The sequence below is a fragment of the Sterolibacterium denitrificans genome (genome assembly GCF_900174485.1).
Classification (GTDB): Bacteria; Pseudomonadota; Gammaproteobacteria; order Burkholderiales; family Rhodocyclaceae; genus Sterolibacterium; species Sterolibacterium denitrificans.
This window is the reverse complement of the sequence record NZ_LT837803.1, coordinates 2745924-2764007: the sequence shown is the minus strand read 5'-3', so window position 1 is coordinate 2764007 and position 18084 is coordinate 2745924. Positions and strand designations below refer to the sequence as shown.

Genomic DNA, 18084 nt, shown 5'->3' with positions numbered 1-18084 from the left:
TCATCGACATTTCCCCTGGCCGGGATTGTGGGAGTATTGGGGTCTCGGAATATCGGGCAGATAATGCGTCCGGAACACAGCACAGTGAAGCAAGACCATGACCGATTCCATTTGTTCCCCAGCCCTTTCACGAATTCGCGCCGCAGATGAGATGCCTGTGATGGAGACAGAGCGTTCGCCGGATTATCGCCAGTTGTTTGAAGAGATGCCGGTGGCCTGTCTGGTGCTGGCACGCGATGGCAGCGTGCGCCAGAGCAACCGGGCGGCGCGGCGCTTGCTCGGTCTGGCGCACGGCGCGCCCGCCGCCTTGCAGGCTTGCATTGCCGACACTGCGCTGCCGGTGTTCGAGAGCTTCCTGCAGCAGTGCTTTGCCGTTGCGGCGGAGGGGAGTTGCGAGCTGCTGCTGTCGTTGCCTGCGCTGCCGCCCGAGGTATCGAATGAGCGCTGGATCAGGCTCGAAGGCCGGCTGGGCATGGATACGAATATGTCTCCGGAAGATTGCACCGTCACCGTCATTGCGCGCGATCTCAGTGCCGAACGGGCGGCAGTGCAGGCCACCCATCAGCAACTCGATTTCTATACCAATCTGTGCGCGCGGATTCCCGGCATCCTGTTCCAGTACCGGCTGAATCCCGATGGCAGCACGTGTTTCCCCTACGTCAGCGAGTCGATTCCGCGCATGTACGGCGTGACGCAGGAGCAGGCGCGCGCCGACGTCGGCCATCTTCTGGGGCGTGTGCATCCGGATGATCTGGCGTCACTGCGAGCCTCGATGCGAACATCCGCGGAGACATTGCAGCTCTGGCGCCATGAATATCGCATGATGCTGCCGAGTGGTGAAATCCGCTGGCGCGCCATCGAAGCGCATCCGGAAGCGCTCGCCAATGGCAGCGTGCTGTGGCACGGCTACACCATCGATGTCAGCGAGCGCATGCGCCTGCAAGCGGCGGTGCAGCAGTATGCCGAACGCTGCAAGCTGGTGATCGAAGGGGTCGGCGATGGTGTCTGGGACTGGGATGTGGTCAATGGCGTGCTCAATTATTCGACGCGCTGGAAGGCAATGCTCGGCTATGCCGCAGACGAGATCGGTACCAGCCCGGAAGAGTGGTATAGCCGGGTGCATCCGGATGATTTGCCGATCACCGAAGCCAATGGCCGGCAATTGACCGATGGCGTGACGGAACATACCTCGATCGAAGTGCGCCTGCGCGCCCGCGATGGCGGCTGGCGCTGGATACTTTCGCGTGCTGCGGTGGTTTCACGCGATCCGGACGGAAAGCCTTTGCGCATCATCGGCACCAATGTGGACATCACCGAGCACCGGCAGGTGGAGGAAGTCGTCCGCGAGAACGAGAAACGCTGGAAGCTGGCCCTGGATTCGGTGGGCCATGGCGTTTGGGAATGGGAGCTGGCAACCAACAAGTGCGTCTATTCCGCGCACTGGAAGGAGATTCTTGGCTATGCCGAGGACGAGATCCGCGACGATGCCAGCGAGTGGATGACGCGTCTGCACCCCGACGACCAGGCAGTGATCGACGAAAGTTTCCGCAGCCTGCTGGCCCGTGAAAAGGCCACCGACAGCATAGAGTTTCGCCTGCGCTGCAAGGATGGAAGCTGGAAATGGGTGCATGGCAGCGGCATTTTGGTGGTGCAGGATCAGAAGGAGCAGTCGCTGCGCATCGTCGGCTGCATGAGCGACATCAGCGAGCGCAAAGGCGTCGAGGAGGCGCTGCGCCGTAGCGAGGAGCGCTGGAAATTCGCCCTGGAAGGCGCGGGTGACGGCGTCTGGGACTGGGATGTGCTGGCCGGCAGGATCAGCTTTTCGCCGCGCAGCATGCAGATGCTGGGGCTGGGCAGCGATGAAATGGAGCACGATTACGATACGTGGTGCCAACGCGTTCATCCGGATGACGTGGAGCGGGGAACCAAGAATCGGGAACACCATACCCAGCAGGGCATCGATACCTCTTCGGTGGAATTGCGCGTGCGCCACGGCAACGGCGGTTGGATCTGGCTGCAGTCGCGCGGTCTGGTCGTCAAGCGTGACGAGCATGGCAAGGCGCTGCGACTGGTCGGAACGATCAGGGACATTACCGAACTCAAGGCCGAGCAAGAACGCCTGTTTCAGGTCATGCAGGAGATCGACGCACGCCGTCGCGAGGCGGAACAACTGGCGGCGGCGAAAGCGAATTTTCTCAATGCGGCCAGTCATGATCTGCGCCAGCCGTTGTATGCCGCGCAATTGTTCGCCGACGCGCTCGGCCAGGAGGTGTGCTCTGCCCAGCAACAGATTGCCGACAGCCTGCAACTCGCCATCAAGTCGATGTCGGCGCAACTGGAAATGTTGCTGGACATTTCCCGCTTCGACATGGGCAAGCTGGAAACGCACAAGTGCGACGTTCCGCTCGTTCGGCTCCTGCAGGAAACCGAGACGACCTACGGGCCGATTGCCCGCAAGGCGGGTGTCTCGCTCTTCGTCAGGTCGGTCGACGGGGTCGTGCATACCGATCCCATCCTGTTCTGCCGTTTGCTTGGCAATCTGGTCGATAACGCCATCAAGTTTTCCGTCGCCGGCAAGGTGCTGGTGTGCGCGCGGCGCAGTCGCGCGGGATTCCGCATCGAAGTTCGCGACAACGGCCCTGGCATCGCCGCCGAATACAGCCGGAAAATCTTCGACGAATATTTTCAGATCGGCAATCCGGAGCGGAACTCGGGCATCGGCCTGGGGCTCGGGCTTTCCATCGTGCAGCGCATCGCCCATTTGCTTGAGCTGAATCTGGACTTGCGATCGGAGCCCGGGCGGGGCGCCGTCTTCAGCATTGTCCTGCCCGCAGCCGGCGCCGATTCCCGGCACAGTCACGCGCCTTCATCGAGAGGTCTGGCCAACGTCACCCAGGCATCACTGCAGCCTGAACACGACGGGCAGGATCAACTCCACGACGCCGGCATCGGGTAGCCCGCCCATCGTCCGCACGGCATCGAGCGCAGCCTGGTCGAGTAGCGCATGACCGCTGCTTGCGGCAATCACGGCATCGAGCAGCCGGCCGTCCGGGGCGAGCGTCAGCAGCAGGCGCACCTCGCCTTCCAGTCCGCGTGCCACGGCTTCTTCCGGGTAGTAGATATGTGCGGCGAGCTTGCGTTGCGCCGTCTGCCGTGCGGCGGATGATGCGCTTGAAGCGCGCGGCTTTGCCGATGCCGGCGAGGATGAGGATGCCAGGGATTGCGCAGCGGCGCGTGCCGGTTCGGCGGGAGGATCGGGCGGTGGCGCGGTTTCTTCGGCCAGGGTGTTCTTCAGCAGCGGCTCGGCCAGGTTCTGCGTTGCGGGCGGCAGCAGGCGGGTATCGATCCGTGCGGCTGCGGCCTGACGGTTGCTCGACAAAGCCTGCGGCTGCAGCAGCAGGCCGGCGCCGAGCAATGACAGGTGCAGAAGCAGGGAGATCAGCAGGGCGACGGCCAGGGAGAAGCGAGAGGGCGGGTACATTCCACATTCCAGAGACGGCAGGCAGATGGCCGAGCATTTTGAAAACAGCGTACATTCTGCTACAACGGGGCTTTTGCGGATGAGGATGTTTGCCCGTGTCTCCAAGCAAATCCTTGCGGTTTTACGCGACCGTATGCGCTGCCTGCGCGTTCTGGTTCGGGTTGCATTGCAGTCTGTTTCCGGCGGCCGCGCATGCCGAAACGCCGTCATTGCCCGATCCGACCCGTTTTGCGCTGGTGGTCGAACAGGGCGACCTGAAACGCGTCGCCGCCTGGCTGGACGACGGCTTGCCGGCCGATTTCCAGGGCGATCGCATCGGCAGCGGCCTGATGATTGCGGCCTGGGAAGGCAACATCGCCATGATGGAGCTGTTCGTGCGGCATGGCGCGCGCATCGACCTGACCAATCGTTACGACGAACAGGCCCTGTTGCTGGCCGCCTGGCGCGGTCATCTGGCGGCGGTGCAATGGCTGCTGGATCATGGCGCGGCGGCGGATCGTCCCGGCGCGCGCTGGACGGCGCTGCATTACGCGACCTTTGCCGATCATCCGCAAATCGTCAGTCTGCTGCTGGCTCGCGGAGGAGATGTGAATGCGCGCGCGCCGAATGGCTCCACGGTGCTGATGATGGCCGCGCGCGAGGGCCATGCCGATCTGGCGCGCCAATTGCTCGAGGCAGGGGCGGATGTCCAGGCCGTCAATGAACGCGGCGAATCGGCGCTGGGCTGGGCGATGCGTCATGGGAACTTCGGCATTGCCCGGCTGGTATCCAGCCAGGCGGAATTCGCCCGGGCCGCGCAGGCCGATCCGGCCAGCTTCGGTGCGCCGCAGCGCTCCGAAGCCGGGCCGGCGGAAATCGAGGAAATCCTGCGTCAGATTCGTCTGGCCGAGGCGGCAGGGCAGTCTGCGGCAAGCCTGCGGGCGGCGCTGCAGGCAAGCGTCGAGCGCTTCAGGCAGGAAAGCCGCCGCATCGTCATCGACACTCCGAAACGCAAAGCGGCGCGCCGCGGCAAGCCCGGAAAACTGCTCATCACGGCCCGGCGTGCGGCGAAGCCCGGGGAAACAGGAGGTGCAGGAACTTCTGTCGGCGAACGCGCCGAGATGATTTACCGCGATGCCGCTGCCGGGACGCCGGTGGCAATACACGGGGGCGACGAGTCCGCAGCGGCAGCGGCGGCTGCCGTCCGCGGCGAGATCAGCCTTATCCTGGAGCGGATGCAGCAGGCCCGGGCCAGCGGCCAGCCGGTCGATGCCTTGCGCAAGTCGCTTTACGAGGCGGTGGAGCGTCTGAAGCAGATGCCTTGAATACGACGGCACGGCACCCGGGAACGGGCCGCGCCGGAGACTCTGTTAAAATGCCCTCCTGGAAGCGGCAGTATTCATCGCACGATGGTCCGGATTTCCGTTGCTCCGCTTCTCCGCTACTCTGATCCGTCCGGTTTTCAATCGACGGGTTCCTGCAATGGCATGCATGGCACGCGGGTTTCTGCAACCACGCCGCTTTTGCATGTTCGTCCATCGATCCAGGCAACGATGTAACGCATAACGCGAGCGCAGCGCGATTCTGTGCTGCCACGAGGTGTTTGCGTTCGGGGTGTCGATTTTTTGGAGGACCGCCCATGCGCAGCGTGTACGGTTTTCTTGCAGTTCTGGTTTTGCTGACGCTGGCCATTGCCGCCTGTACGCGCGTGACCGCACCGTTGCCGCGCGATGAACTGGTGGTGGCCGTGCGCGACTCCTCGCCATTTGCCCCGGAGGAGGGCGGCGGCTTCGAGCGCGATCTGGTCGAGCTGTTTGCCCAGGAGCTGGGGCTCCGGTTGCGGGTGATTCCGGTGCGCGATTACAGCGAACTGACTGTCCTGCTCAGGGAAGGCAAGGCGCATTTCGCTGCCTCGCCGAACATTTCCGAGAATCCTGAAGGCATCCGCTACACCCAGCCGCTGCGCGAGGCGGAGCATTTGCTCGTGCAGTCGGCCGATGCCCTGGGCATCGACGATATCGATGGGCTGGTCGGCAAGGAGATCGAGGTGCTCGAAAGCTCGCCGCAGGCTGCGTTGCTGAAGCTGATGAACGTAAAACAAAGCCTGGTGGCAGCGGCGAATGCCAAGGACACGGCGACCGTGCGTTTCCTCGTGGCCGAGCAGCGCGGTCTGAATGGCATCGATCTGCTGGAGCGCGTCAGCGAGGGCAAGAGCGAGCTTGCCGCAATCGACAGTCTGGATTTCTCGATTGCGGCGAGTTTTTTTCCGAATCTCCAGGTGGCGCAGAAACTCGAAGGCCAGGTGCGTTTTGCCTGGGCTTTCCCGGTGAATGGCGATCCGCTGCTGTTCGAGAAGGCGCAGCGCTTCATCGCCCGGGTCAAGAGCGAGGGCACGCTGGCGCGTCTGAATGACCGCTACTTCGGCCACCTGCATCGACTGGATCAGCTTTCGATCAGTTGGTTTCTGCAACGGGTGAACAGCACACTGCCGCGCTATCGCGCCGAGTTTGTCGCCGCCCAGGAAATGACCGGCATCGACTGGCGCCTGCTGGCGGCCCTGGCCTATCAGGAATCGATGTGGAACCCGCTGGCCACTTCACCGACCAATGTGCGCGGGATGATGATGCTGACCGAGGAAACGGCGGATCGCCTGAAGGTGAGCAACCGCCTCGATGCCCGCCAGAGCATCCGCGCCGGGGCGCGCTACCTGAACGACATCATTGCCGCTCTGCCGGCGGAAATTCCCCAGCCGGATCGCACCTGGATGGGCATTGCCGCCTACAACCTGGGGCAGGGCCACATGAACGGAGCGCTGGCCATCGCCAGGAGCATGGAGCGGGACACCACGTCCTGGTACGAGATGAAGCAGGTGCTGCCGCTGATGGCGCGGCCGGAATACTACAGGCGGCTGAAGAGCGGCCGCGCGCGCGGCGGCGAGGCCGTGATCATGGTCGAGAACATTCGCAAGTTCTACGACATCCTGTCGCGCTTCGAGCCGCAGGAAGGGCTGAATCTCAATATCGACAGGTACACCCTGAACGCATCGACTGGCCTCAGACAGGCGCAGGCACGCGCCGGTGCCGAAGGCGGCCCCAGCCAGGAGGCGGGGCTGGTGGGGCCGGCGTTGATCAAGGCGACCCAATTGATCAGCCGGCGCTGAGTCTTTCCATTCCACCCATGTGGCCGCGCAGCGCGGCCGGGATGGTCAGGCTGCCGTCGGCGTTCTGGTAGTTTTCCAGGATCGCCACCAGGGTGCGGCCGACCGCCAGGCCGGAGCCGTTGAGGGTGTGCACCAGTTCCGGTTTGTTCTTGTTCTGCTCGTTGCGGAAGCGCGCCCGCATGCGTCGCGCCTGGAAAGCTTCGAAGTTCGAGCAGGACGAGATTTCGCGGTAGGCGTTCTGCGCCGGCAGCCAGACTTCGAGGTCATAGGTCTTGGCCGCCGAAAAACCCATGTCGCCGCTGCACAGCGCCATCTTGCGATAGGGCAGTTCCAGCTTCCGCAGGATGCTTTCGGCATGTTGCGTGAGTTCTTCCAGCGCCTGCCAGGAGTGTTCGGGATGCACGATCTGCACCAGTTCGACCTTGTCGAACTGGTGCTGGCGGATCATGCCGCGCGTATCGCGGCCGTAGGAGCCGGCTTCCGAGCGGAAGCAGGGGGTGTGGCAGACGAATTTCAGTGGCAGTTGCCCGGCAGCGAGGATTTCGTCGCGCACGATGTTGGTCACCGGCACTTCGGCGGTGGGGATCAGGTAGAGCTTGCCGCCATCGCTGCGCGGCACCTGGAACAGGTCTTCCTCGAACTTCGGCAGTTGGCCGGTACCGAACATGCTGTCGGGATTGACCAGGTAGGGTGTGTACAGCTCGGTATAGCCGTGTTCCGTGGTGTGTACGTCGAGCATGAACTGGGCCAGCGCCCGGTGCAGGCGGGCGATGCCGCCTTGCAGCAAGGCAAAGCGGCTGCCGGCGATTTTTGTTGCCGTCGCGAAATCCAGGCCACCCAGGCCTTCGCCGATGTCGACGTGATCCTTGACGGTGAAATCGAAACTGCGCGGCGTGCCCCAGCGCAGCACTTCGACGTTGGCGCTTTCGTCCCGGCCGAGCGGCACGCTTTCATGCGGCAGGTTGGGTATGGTGGCGACGAAGTCGTTGAAGCGGCTCAGGAGCGCGGCCAGCGCGTCCTCGTTGGTTTTCAGTTCATCGCCCAGGCCGGCGACTTCTGCCATCACCGCGCCGACGTCTTCGCCCTTGGCCTTCAACTGGCCGATCTGTTTCGACAGGCTGTTGCGCCTGGCCTGCAGTTCCTGGGTGCGTGTCTGCCGTTGCTTGCGTTCGTCTTCGAGGGCCTGGAAGGTGGCGGCATCCAGGCTCACGCCACGGCTGGCCAGGCGCTGAATGACGGTATCGAGTTGCGTGCGCAGGAGTTGGGGGTCGAGCATGGTGGGGTCCTGAAAGAGCTGTTGGGGCGGGTTCCGATCATTCGGTTTTGTCTGGTTTGCCTGGCTTGGGTTTGCCTGATTGCTTTGCCTGGCGGTCGAGTTCGCGCAGGCGGGCGAGTTTCTCGGCGATTTTCTGCTCCAGGCCGCGCGGGGTGGGCTGGTACCAGCCGGGCGGCCGCAGGCCGGCAGGAAAGTAGTTCTCACCGGCCGCGTAGGCTTCCGGCTCGTCGTGGGCATAGCGGTAGGTCTTGCCGTAGCCGAGTTCCTTCATCAGCCGGGTCGGCGCATTGCGCAGATGTTCGGGCACCGGCCTGGATTGGTCCTTGGCGACGAAAGCGCGCGCCGCATTATAGGCGAGGTAGCTGGCGTTCGATTTGGCGGCCACCGCCAGGTAGATGATGGCCTGGGCCAACGCCAGCTCGCCTTCCGGCGAGCCCAGGCGTTCATACACCGCGCAGGCGTTGAGGCTGATTTCCAGGGCGCGCGGATCGGCCAGGCCGATGTCCTCGCTGGCCATGCGCACCATGCGCCGGCCGAGATACAGCGGATCGGCGCCGCCGTCGAGCATGCGGCAGAACCAGTACAGCGCGGCATCGGGGTCGGAGCCGCGCACCGATTTGTGGAGCGCTGAAATCTGGTCGTAAAAGCTGTCGCCGCCTTTGTCGAAGCGGCGCAGATCCGCAGCCAGGGCCTGATCGAGAAAGTCCGTGTCGATCTGCTGGATGTTTGCCGCCGTGGCGGCCGTGCGCAGCTGTTCGAGGACGTTCAGCAGGCGGCGGGCATCGCCGTCGGCATGGCCGATCAGCCGGGCGCGCGCTTCGGGCGTGAACGCCAGTCCGGTTATCTTTTGACTGGCGCGTTCGATGATCTGATCGAGCTCCTCGGCGGAGAGCGTTTTCAGCACATACACGGCGGCGCGCGAGAGCAGCGCGGAATTCACTTCGAAGGAGGGATTCTCGGTGGTCGCGCCGATGAAGGTGACCACGCCGGCTTCGACGTAGGGCAGGAAGGCATCCTGCTGGGCCTTGTTGAAGCGATGCACTTCATCGACGAACAGCAGGGTCGGGCGGCCGCTGCGCGCGCGGTTCAGTTCGGCCTGCTGCATGGCCTCGCGGATGTCCTTGACGCCGGAAAATACCGCCGACAGGCTGATGAATTCGGCATCGAAAGCCGTGGCCATGAGGCGCGCGAGCGTGGTCTTGCCGACGCCGGGCGGGCCCCAGAGGATCATCGAATGCGGCGTGCGCGCCTCGAAAGCCAGGCGCAGCGGCTTGCCGGGGCCGAGCAGATGGCTTTGTCCGACCACTTCGTCCAGGCTGCCGGGGCGCAGCAGTTCGGCCAGCGGCACGTGGCTCATGGCGGGCTGCGCTGCCGTCAGCAGATCACTCGCCGAGGACATCGGCGCCCGCAGGCGGGGTGAAGCGGAACAACTCGGCAGGCAGCGAGGGATTGCGTTCGAACTGGCGGAAGTTCAGGGTGGTCTGCTGACCGAAGTTGTCATGCACGATCATCACTTGCGGCAGATTGTCGCGCAGGCCGATGCGCACCAGCTCGAAGCCGCCTTCTTCCTTGTTGCGCGGCATGGCTTCGATGAATTCCAGACCGTCGGCGCTGCCGGCATCGGTGATGATGAAGTTCCTGTCGAGGGCATTGTCGCCGGCGAGCAGGGCGGCCGGGCTGGCGCCGAGCGCCTGGCCGAGCTGCTTGACGGTCACCTGGTTGAGGTCGCGGTCGAAGATCCACAGGCGCGTGCCATCGCCGACCAGCAACTGATGGTAGGGGGTTTCATAGACCCAGCGGAAGCGTCCCGGGCGGGCGAAGCTCAAACTGCCTTGCGAGACCTGCGGTTTGCGGCCGGACAAGGCCGTGACCGTCTGGCTGAAGTGGGCGCGGGCGCTGTGGGTGCTGCTGATGAAGGTCTGAAATTGCGCCGGGCCGGAGGCCGTCGCCGGCAGCATGACGGCGCAGGCGAGGCCGGCGAGCAGCAGTTTCAGCGCCAGCGCGCGAGGGGAGATCATTCGCTGCGCTCCGGCACCAGGACTTCGCGGCTGCCGGCGGCATTCATTGCGGAAACCAGGCCGGCGCGTTCCATCTGTTCGATCAGGCGGGCCGCGCGGTTGTAGCCGATGCGCAAATGGCGCTGCACCAGGGAGATCGACGGACGGCGCGTCTTCAGCACCACTTCGACGGCCTGGTCGTACATCGGATCGGCTTCATCGCCGGCTTCGCCGCCCAGTTCGCCGCCGCCGGCCGCTTCACCGGCCGGGGCTTCAAGGATGCCCTCGATATAGTCGGGTTCACCGACTTTCTTCAGGTATTCGACCACGCGGTGCACTTCGTCATCGGCCACGAAAGCGCAATGCACGCGCTGCGGCAGGCCGGTGCCCGGCGCCAGATAGAGCATGTCGCCCTGGCCCAGCAGGGCCTCGGCGCCCATCTGGTCGAGAATGGTGCGCGAGTCGATTTTCGACGAGACCTGAAAGGAAATGCGCGTCGGGATGTTGGCCTTGATGAGACCCGTGATGACATCCACGCTGGGCCGCTGGGTGGCCAGGATCAGGTGGATGCCGGCCGCGCGCGCTTTTTGCGCCAGGCGGGCGATGAGTTCCTCGACCTTCTTGCCGACCACCATCATCAGGTCGGCCAGCTCGTCGATGATCACCACGATGTGCGGCAGCGTGGCGAGCGGTTCGGGTGTTTCGGGCGTGAGCGAGAACGGGTTGGGGATATGCTCTTCCTTCTTCTCGGCTTCGCGCAGCTTGCCGTTGAAGCCGGCAAGGTTGCGCACGCCCAGCGCCGACATCAGCCTGTAGCGCTTTTCCATTTCGCCCACGCACCAGTGCAGGGCGTTGTGGGCCTTGCTCATGTCGGTGACCACGGGGGCGAGCAGGTGCGGAATGCCCTCGTAGATCGAAAGCTCCAACATTTTCGGGTCGACCAGGATCAGGCGCACGTCCTGCGGCTCGGACTTGTAGAGCAGCGAGAGGATCATCGCATTGATGCCCACCGACTTGCCCGAGCCGGTGGTGCCGGCCACCAGCAGATGCGGCATCTTCGCCAGATCGGCCACCACGGGTTTGCCGCCGATGTCCTTGCCCAGCGCCAGCGTCAGCGGCGAGTGCATGCCGTGATAGGCCTTGGAGCCGATGATCTCGGTCAGGCGCACGGTCTGGCGTTGCGGGTTCGGCAGTTCCAGCGCCATGCAGGATTTGCCGGGAATCGTTTCGACGACGCGGATGCTGACCAGCGACAGGGCGCGCGCCAGATCCTTGGCCAGATTGACGATCTGGCTGCCCTTGATGCCGATGGCCGGCTCGATCTCATAGCGTGTCACCACCGGGCCGGGATAGGCGGCGAGTACTTGCACGTTGACGCCGAAATCGGCCAGCTTGCGCTCGATCAGGCGGGAAGTGAATTCCAGGGTTTCGTTGTCGGGCAGGTCGATGCTGTTGTGGGCCGCTTCGTCGAGCAGATGCAAGGGCGGCAGCGCCCCCTCGAAGAACAGCGGTGCCTGGCGTTCCTTCGCGATGCGCTGTTCGGCCTTGGGCGCGAGCGGCACGTCCAGGGATTGCGGCTCGATCCTGATCGGCGGTAGCTCCTCGATCTTCTTGCGCTCCTGTTCGACCACCGCTTCGCGCTGCTGGGCGATGTTGCGGCCGATGCGCCGGTCCTGCCAGTCCTGCCAGAGTTGCAAGGTCTTCTGCAGCGTCATTTCCAGCAGGGCGCCCGTGCCTTCGGCGATGCGCAGCCAGGACAAGCCGGTAAACAGGCTGACGCCGGCGGCGAAGAGCGCGATCAGGATCAGCGTGCCACCGCTGAAACCCAGTTGGGCCGTGGCCAGGCGACCAATCTCGTGACCGAGCATGCCGCCCGGCATCAGTGGCAGCAGCGCTTGGGAAGTATGGAAACGCATGGCCTCGATGCCGCAACTGCCAGCCAGCAGCAGGGCGAAACCGAGCAGGGCGACCAGGAAGGGGCGCCGGTCGCGGCGTGAAATGGGAATGGCCGAGGGAACGAGATTGTCGAGGCGGCGATAGCCCCAGGCAACGGCAAACAGTAGAAACAGCACCAGCCACCAGGCCGAAATGCCGAACAGATAGAGCAGCAGATCGGCCAGCCAGGCGCCGAGACGGCCGCCGGGATTGGCAATGTGCTCTGCAGTGGCGGCATGCGACCAGCCGGGATCGCTCGGCGTGAAGCCGGCGAGGATCAGGATCAGATACAGCGCCAGCGCGCCCAGCACCAGCCAGCGTGCTTCCTGCAGCAGGGCAACGATTTTTTCCGGCAAGGGCTGGTTGGCATTCAGTGCGGCCATGGGGTCAGCTCCGGCTGGAGTAAGGGAATGGGAGGGAATAGGGACAAGGACGGGGAAACAATGGCAGCAGGTTCGGTGCGGATGGCGTGCGCATCGTGTGCATTGCGTACATCGCGCGATTATACCGAGGCCGCCGCTGGATTCAGGGATCGGGAACCGACGCGTCAGCGGTAGCCGCCGCCGGGCACGGCATTCAGCAGGCGTTCGAAATCTTCCTTGCGGAAGGATTTCCAGCGCATGTCCGGATTCACCAGCGCGATCGCATCGGCGCCGGGGAAGTCGAAACTGATTTGCAGGCATTCGCGCAACGGCAGCGTGGCGCAGGGCTGTTCCAGGCGCCGGTGCGCAGGGTCGGTGTAGAACACCAGCGTCACCAGTTCGCCGATGCGCTTGGCTTCCAGCGGCCAATCGACGTCGGCGCTGGAAGTCAGCGTCTGCGCGCGATTTTCCGGCGGCTGGTTGAAATACACCGGCGTATCGAGAAACGGCTGCAGGGCCAGGCCGGTTTCACCGGATGACGGCGGCTGGGCGATGTAGTCTGCAAGTGTCATGGCGTGATGGCGGGGTTGGCGTGAAACAACGAGTGCAAGATGCAGGGCATAAAGTACGTGGCGAAGCTGCGGGTGCCGCGAGCCGATTGGTCGCCTCAGGTGGCGCTGCCGCTTTCGATGTCCGCGCGCAGCCAGATGCGGCCGTCGCTGGTTTCCTCGATCAGCCCCTGCAGTTGCAGGTCGCGCATCACGCGGCTGACCATTTCGCGCGAGGCGCCGACCGTCTTGGCAATGTCCTGGCGGGTGATGTGCTTGGTGACGACGCGGCGCCCGTCGCATTCTTCCGACATGTCGATCAGCAGACGCGCCACGCGGCCGAAGACGTCGACCAGGGCCAGGCTCTCGATCTTGCGATCGGCATCGCGCAGGCGCTTGATTAGGCTGCGGATGATGTACAGGGCGACATCGAAATTGCTGGCCAGGCAGCGTTTGAAATCCTCCTTGGGAATCACCACCAGATCGCAGGGCTGGGTGGTGACCACGGTGGCCGAGCGTGGGTGGTCGTCGATGGCGCCCATTTCGCCGAACATGTCGCCATGGCCGAGCTGCGAGAGGATCACTTCGCGCCCTTCCTGGTCGCTCATCTGAACTTTCAGGGTGCCGGTCAGGACGACGTAGATGTCATTGGTGGCATCGCCGGCGTGCATCACCTCGGTGTTGCGGGCAACCTGCAGCAGGCGCGCATAGTGGGCGATTTCCTCGAGGCGTTCGTGACTCAGCGTTTCGAACACCGGCAGGGTGCGCAGGGCAACGGTAGAAACAGGCATTGCTGGGCGCATCGGCTCCTCCTTGATGTTGCTGGTTATTGGTGTGTTGGAATGTTTCATGGCCTTGCCGAATGGAATGCCTGCCGGACGCGGGGCAGGGCATTGGCTGCGGATTGGTATGGATTGGTGCGATGGGGCGGTTCGGAAACACCGGCCAGTATAATCTGCGCTTCCTGTTTATTCTTCATGGAGCCCCAAGATGACGACCCGCCCCACTCGCCACACGCGCCTGCTGATCCTTGGCTCCGGTCCGGCCGGTTATACCGCTGCCGTGTATGCCGCGCGTGCCAACCTGCAGCCGCTGCTGATCACCGGCCTGGCGCAGGGCGGCCAGTTGATGACCACCACGGAAGTCGACAACTGGCCGGCGGATGCCGATGGCGTGCAAGGGCCGGAATTGATGGCGCGCTTCCTGAAGCATGCCGAGCGTTTCAACACCGAGGTCGTCTTCGATCACATCCATACCGCCCGGCTCGACAGCCGGCCGATGACCCTGATCGGCGATGCCGGCAGCTATACCTGCGATGCGCTGATCATCGCCACCGGCGCTTCGGCGCAATACCTGGGTCTGCCCTCCGAGGAGGCGTACATGGGGCGCGGCGTTTCGGCCTGCGCGACCTGCGACGGCTTTTTCTACAAGAATCAGCGCGTCGCCGTGGTCGGCGGCGGCAATACGGCCGTGGAAGAGGCGCTGTATCTGGCCAACATCGCCAGCCACGTCACCCTGATTCACCGCCGCGACAAGCTGCGCGCCGAAAAGATCATGCAGGACAAGCTGTTCGAAAAGGAAAAGGCCGGCAAGGTGACGATCAAGTGGAACAGCGCCCTGGACGAAGTGCTTGGCGACCAGAGCGGGGTGACCGGCATGCGGCTGAAGAACGTCAACAGCGGTGCGACCGAGGAGCTGGCGGTGCAGGGCGTGTTCATCGCCATCGGCCATCGGCCGAATACCGAATTGTTCGTCGGCCAGCTCGACATGGAAGATGGCTACATCATCACCCGCGGCTCACGCCACGGCAATGCCACGGCGACCAGCCGGCCGGGCGTTTTCGCTGCCGGCGACGTGCAGGATCATGTCTATCGCCAGGCCATCACCAGCGCGGCCACCGGCTGCCAGGCAGCGCTCGACGCCGAGCGCTATCTCGACAACCTGGGCTGATATTTCCGATAGCGCAGCCGCAACGGCTGCAATGGTCACGGCAGCCTCAGATGGCTGCCTCATCGGTTTCACCCGTGCGGATGCGCACGATCTGCTCGATCGGCGAGACGAATATCTTGCCGTCGCCGATCTTGCCGGTGCGTGCCGCCTTGATGATGGCTTCGATCACGGCATCGACGCTGTCGTCGGCGACGACGATTTCGAGCTTGATTTTCGGCAGGAAGTCGACGACGTATTCGGCGCCGCGATACAGCTCGGTATGACCCTTCTGCCGGCCAAAGCCCTTGACCTCGGTCACGGTCAGGCCGGAGACGCAAATTTCGGAGAGCGCTTCGCGTACTTCGTCGAGCTTGAAGGGCTTGATGATGGCTTCAACCTTTTTCATGCTTGCTCCTGTGGTTGGTGTTGCAACTCATGCTCACCATTCGTCCTGGTGGCGCGAGGTGATCGGGCAGCGCCAGTCCCTGCCGAAGCCGCGTCGGGTGATGCGGATGCCGACGGGCGCCTGGCGGCGCTTGTATTCGTTGCGCCTGAGCAGGGCGAGCACCTGACGCACATCCGCCGCCGCATGGCCCAGGGCGACGATCTCGCGCGGGCCGAGATCCTGTTCCATGTAGGCGGTGACGATGGCATCGAGCGTGGCGTAGTCGGGCAGCGTGTCCTGGTCCGTCTGGTTCGGCTTGAGCTCGGCCGAGGGCGCGCGCGTCAGGATGTTCTCCGGAATGTCGGCGCGCAGGCCGTTGCGGTAGCGGCAGAGGCGATAGACCAGGGTTTTGCAGACATCCTTGAGCACCGCGAAGCCGCCCGCCATGTCGCCGTACAGCGTGGCATAGCCGACCGCCATTTCGCTCTTGTTGCCGGTGGTCAGCACGATGGCGCCGGTCTTGTTGGACAGCGCCATCAGCAGCATGCCGCGGATGCGCGCCTGCAGGTTTTCCGCCGTGGTATCCAGGGGATTGTCCGGCAGGTCGGCGAACTGCGGCGCAAGCAGCGCGGAAAAAGTCTGCATGGCCGGCGCGATGGGGATTTCGTCGTAGCGCACGCCGAGATTGCGCGCCATGGCGCGCGCATCGTCGAGGCTCATCTGCGAGGTGTAGGGTGAAGGCAGCATCACCGCGCGCACCCGTTCCGCGCCCAGGGCATCGACGGCAATCGCCAGTACCAGCGCCGAATCGACTCCGCCGGAAAAACCGATGATGGCGCCGGGAAAACCGTTCTTGTCGATGTAGTCGCGCACGCCCAGCTTGAGCGCGGCATAGATCGCGGCTTCGGTGGAAGGGGTCGTGGCGATCGCTGCCTCCGCCTCTCCCGGCAGCAGTCGGCCGTCGCGATACTCGACGATGGCCAGCGCTTCCTCGCAGGCCGGCAGTTGATGGGTGAGCCGGCCCTGGGCGTCGAGCGCAAAGGATGCGCCGTCGAAGACCAGTTCGTCCTGGCCACCGACGAGGTTGGCGTAAATCGCCGGCATGCCGGTGGCGGCGATGCGTGCGCGCAGGACCTCATGGCGCTGCGCGGTTTTATCGGGATGAAAAGGCGAGGCGTTGAGCACCAGCAGCAGCTCGGCGCCTGCCGCGCGGGTACTCTCGGCAGCGCCCGGCTCCCAGATATCGGCGCAGATGTTCACGCCGCAGCGCACGCCCTTGAGCGTCAGCACGCAGGGCCGGGTTCCGGCGGAAAAATAGCGCCGCTCGTCGAACACCTGCTGATCGAGCAGATTCTGCTTGTGATAGGTGGCGGTGATGCGGCCGTCCTGCAGCAGCGAGGCGGCGTTGAAGCGCAGGTCGTCACGCGCTTCCGGATGGCCCACCAGCAGGGCCAGGCCGGGCGCTCGTTCGGCGGCGCGGCGGGCCAGTATCTGCAGCTCATGGGCTGCCACGCGGTGGAAATCCGGCCGCAGCAGCAGGTCTTCCGGCGGATAGCCGCTCAGCGCCAGTTCGGGCGTCAGCAGCAGGTCGGCGCCCAGCTCGCTGGCGCGGGCGGCAGCGGCGAGGATGCGTTCGGCATTGCCGCTGAAGTCGCCAACGAGACAATCGATCTGGGCGATGGCAATGCGCAGTCGGCTCATGAGTCTGGGGCGTGGATCGTTGCAGGGAGTGTCGGCGAACCCGGATTCTAGCCTGCCGGGTCGGCGCTGCGATCATTTCAGGCGCTCGGCGAACTGCCGCAGGAACTTCACCAGCTTGGGCGCTACCACGGTCAGGCAATACCCCTGGTGGGGATGGTTGGCGTAGTAGTTCCGGTGTTCCTCCTCGGCGGGATAAAACCGTTCCGCCGGCTGCACCTGGGTGACGATGGGCGCGGGAAAGCTCTGCGCGGCGTCGAGGGCGGCAATGGCTTCGCGGGCGCTGCGTTCCTGCGCGGCGCCATGGGTATGGATGACGGAGCGATACTGGCTGCCGACGTCGTGCCCCTGGCGATCCGGCGTGGTCGGGTCATGGATGGCGAAGAAGACTTCAAGCAAGTCGCCGTAGCGGATCAGCTCCGGATCGAAGCGTATCCGCACGACTTCGGCATAGCCGCTGTCGCCGGTGCAGACTGTTGCATAGTCGGGATCGGCGACGTGTCCGCCGCTATAGCCGGACTCCACCGAGACGACGCCGCGCAGGCGGCTGAAAATGGCTTCCAGGCACCAGAAGCAGCCACCGCCCAGCGTGGCGGTTTCCAGCGCGCTGTCGGTGGACGTGGCGGTGGGCATGGCGGATGCGGCGGCGTTCATCATTTTCCTTCCCGGGCTGTCATTCCCTGCCGGCTTTCATTATCCTGCGTTTTTTCGTCCCAGCGCAGGAATGCTCATGATCCCGCCACGCGTCTATGCTTTCGAAGGTTTGATTCCCGTTGTCGATCCAAGCGCTTTCGTGCATCCGTCGGCGGTGCTGATCGGCGATGTGATCATCGGCGCGAATTGCTATATCGGCCCCTGTGCTTCGCTGCGCGGCGATTTTGGCCGCCTCGTCGTCATGGGCGGCAGCAATGTTCAGGACGGCTGCGTGATGCATGGTTATCCGGGCACCGATACCGTGGTCGAGGAAAACGGCCATATCGGCCATGGCGCCGTGCTGCATGGCTGCACCGTGCGCCGCAACGTGATGGTCGGGATGAATGCGGTGATCATGGACGAGGTGGAAATCGGCGAGTCGGCCATCGTGGCCGCTTCCTGCTTCGTCAAGGCGGGCATGCGGATTCCACCGCGCGTGCTGGTGGCCGGTGTGCCGGGGCGGGTCGTGCGCGAGCTCGGCGAGGACGAGGTCGGCCGCAAGACGCGCGGCACGCAGACTTACCAGGAACTGGCGCGGCGCTGTCTGGCGGGCATGGCGGAGACCAGCGCATTGACCGGCGCGGATGAAGGGCGCCTGCAATTGCGCACGCAATGGCGGAAGTAGCAGCGGGCAGCGCAAC

At 64.3% G+C, this 18084-nt stretch carries 15 protein-coding genes; 5 read left to right on the top strand and 10 right to left on the bottom strand.

All coding sequences use genetic code 11. From position 1 onward, the window contains the following. Nucleotides 1–160 precede the first annotated feature (160 nt). Nucleotides 161–2956, top strand: a complete 2796-nt coding sequence (locus SDENCHOL_RS12460) for a PAS domain-containing protein (protein ID WP_172955077.1) — start codon at nucleotides 161–163, stop codon at nucleotides 2954–2956. Here SDENCHOL_RS12460 and SDENCHOL_RS12455 read toward each other — a convergent pair. Then, nucleotides 2900–3481, bottom strand: a complete 582-nt coding sequence (locus SDENCHOL_RS12455) for an energy transducer TonB (RefSeq protein ID WP_067170242.1) — start codon at nucleotides 3479–3481, stop codon at nucleotides 2900–2902. The genes SDENCHOL_RS12460 and SDENCHOL_RS12455 overlap by 57 nt on opposite strands. Nucleotides 3482–3690: 209 nt before the next feature. On the opposite strand from SDENCHOL_RS12455, the gene SDENCHOL_RS12450 reads away from it, so the two are divergent. Continuing rightward, entirely contained in the window at nucleotides 3691–4785 is a 1095-nt protein-coding gene (locus SDENCHOL_RS12450; protein WP_154717246.1) for an ankyrin repeat domain-containing protein, read from the top strand. Nucleotides 4786–5099: 314 nt separating this feature from the next. Continuing rightward, nucleotides 5100–6620, top strand: a complete 1521-nt coding sequence (gene mltF / locus SDENCHOL_RS12445) for a membrane-bound lytic murein transglycosylase MltF (RefSeq protein ID WP_067170237.1) — start codon at nucleotides 5100–5102, stop codon at nucleotides 6618–6620. Here the strand turns inward: mltF and serS are convergent. The 6 genes from serS to SDENCHOL_RS12415 all read right to left on the bottom strand — a co-directional run bounded on the left by serS (nucleotide 6607) and on the right by SDENCHOL_RS12415 (nucleotide 13541). After that, nucleotides 6607–7896, bottom strand: coding sequence for a serine--tRNA ligase (gene serS, locus SDENCHOL_RS12440; RefSeq protein ID WP_067170235.1), 1290 nt, complete (start codon nucleotides 7894–7896; stop codon nucleotides 6607–6609). The genes mltF and serS overlap by 14 nt on opposite strands. Nucleotides 7897–7933: 37 nt before the next feature. Continuing rightward, nucleotides 7934–9295, bottom strand: a complete 1362-nt coding sequence (locus tag SDENCHOL_RS12435; protein ID WP_067170232.1) for a replication-associated recombination protein A — start codon at nucleotides 9293–9295, stop codon at nucleotides 7934–7936. Continuing rightward, the gene (gene lolA / locus SDENCHOL_RS12430) at nucleotides 9279–9914 is read right to left on the bottom strand and encodes an outer membrane lipoprotein chaperone LolA (protein ID WP_067170230.1); all 636 of its coding nucleotides are present in this window, start codon (nucleotides 9912–9914) and stop codon (nucleotides 9279–9281) included. Before lolA ends, SDENCHOL_RS12435 begins: the two co-directional genes overlap by 17 nt. Then, a complete protein-coding gene (locus SDENCHOL_RS12425) occupies nucleotides 9911–12211 on the bottom strand; it encodes a DNA translocase FtsK (RefSeq protein WP_154717245.1) in 2301 nt (766 codons plus the stop codon). The genes lolA and SDENCHOL_RS12425 overlap by 4 nt, the downstream gene beginning before the upstream one ends. A gap of 164 nt (nucleotides 12212–12375) precedes the next feature. Continuing rightward, nucleotides 12376–12762, bottom strand: a complete 387-nt coding sequence (locus SDENCHOL_RS12420) for a hypothetical protein (RefSeq protein ID WP_067170224.1) — start codon at nucleotides 12760–12762, stop codon at nucleotides 12376–12378. A gap of 95 nt (nucleotides 12763–12857) precedes the next feature. Then, nucleotides 12858–13541 carry a Crp/Fnr family transcriptional regulator gene (locus SDENCHOL_RS12415; RefSeq protein ID WP_154717244.1) on the bottom strand — a complete coding sequence of 228 codons (684 nt, stop codon included), beginning with the start codon at nucleotides 13539–13541 and terminating at the stop codon, nucleotides 12858–12860. 187 nt (nucleotides 13542–13728) lie between these two features. Between SDENCHOL_RS12415 and trxB the strand changes: the two genes are divergently transcribed. Continuing rightward, a complete protein-coding gene (gene trxB, locus SDENCHOL_RS12410) occupies nucleotides 13729–14688 on the top strand; it encodes a thioredoxin-disulfide reductase (protein WP_067170219.1) in 960 nt (319 codons plus the stop codon). Nucleotides 14689–14734: 46 nt separating this feature from the next. On the opposite strand, the gene SDENCHOL_RS12405 is transcribed toward trxB, so the two are convergent. The 3 genes from SDENCHOL_RS12405 to msrA form a co-directional block, all read right to left on the bottom strand. Then, nucleotides 14735–15073, bottom strand: coding sequence for a P-II family nitrogen regulator (locus SDENCHOL_RS12405; RefSeq protein WP_067170216.1), 339 nt, complete (start codon nucleotides 15071–15073; stop codon nucleotides 14735–14737). Between the two features lie 33 nt (nucleotides 15074–15106). After that, entirely contained in the window at nucleotides 15107–16753 is a 1647-nt protein-coding gene (locus SDENCHOL_RS12400) for an NAD+ synthase (RefSeq protein WP_067170213.1), read from the bottom strand. Between the two features lie 72 nt (nucleotides 16754–16825). Continuing rightward, nucleotides 16826–17407, bottom strand: a complete 582-nt coding sequence (msrA, locus tag SDENCHOL_RS12395) for a peptide-methionine (S)-S-oxide reductase MsrA (protein WP_231912982.1) — start codon at nucleotides 17405–17407, stop codon at nucleotides 16826–16828. A 73-nt stretch (nucleotides 17408–17480) separates the two neighbouring features. Here msrA and SDENCHOL_RS12390 point away from each other — a divergent pair, with 73 nt between their 5' ends. Then, on the top strand, nucleotides 17481–18068 hold the full coding sequence (locus SDENCHOL_RS12390; protein WP_067170210.1) for a transferase hexapeptide repeat family protein: 588 nt from the start codon (nucleotides 17481–17483) through the stop codon (nucleotides 18066–18068). The last annotated feature ends 16 nt before the right edge of the window (nucleotides 18069–18084 follow it).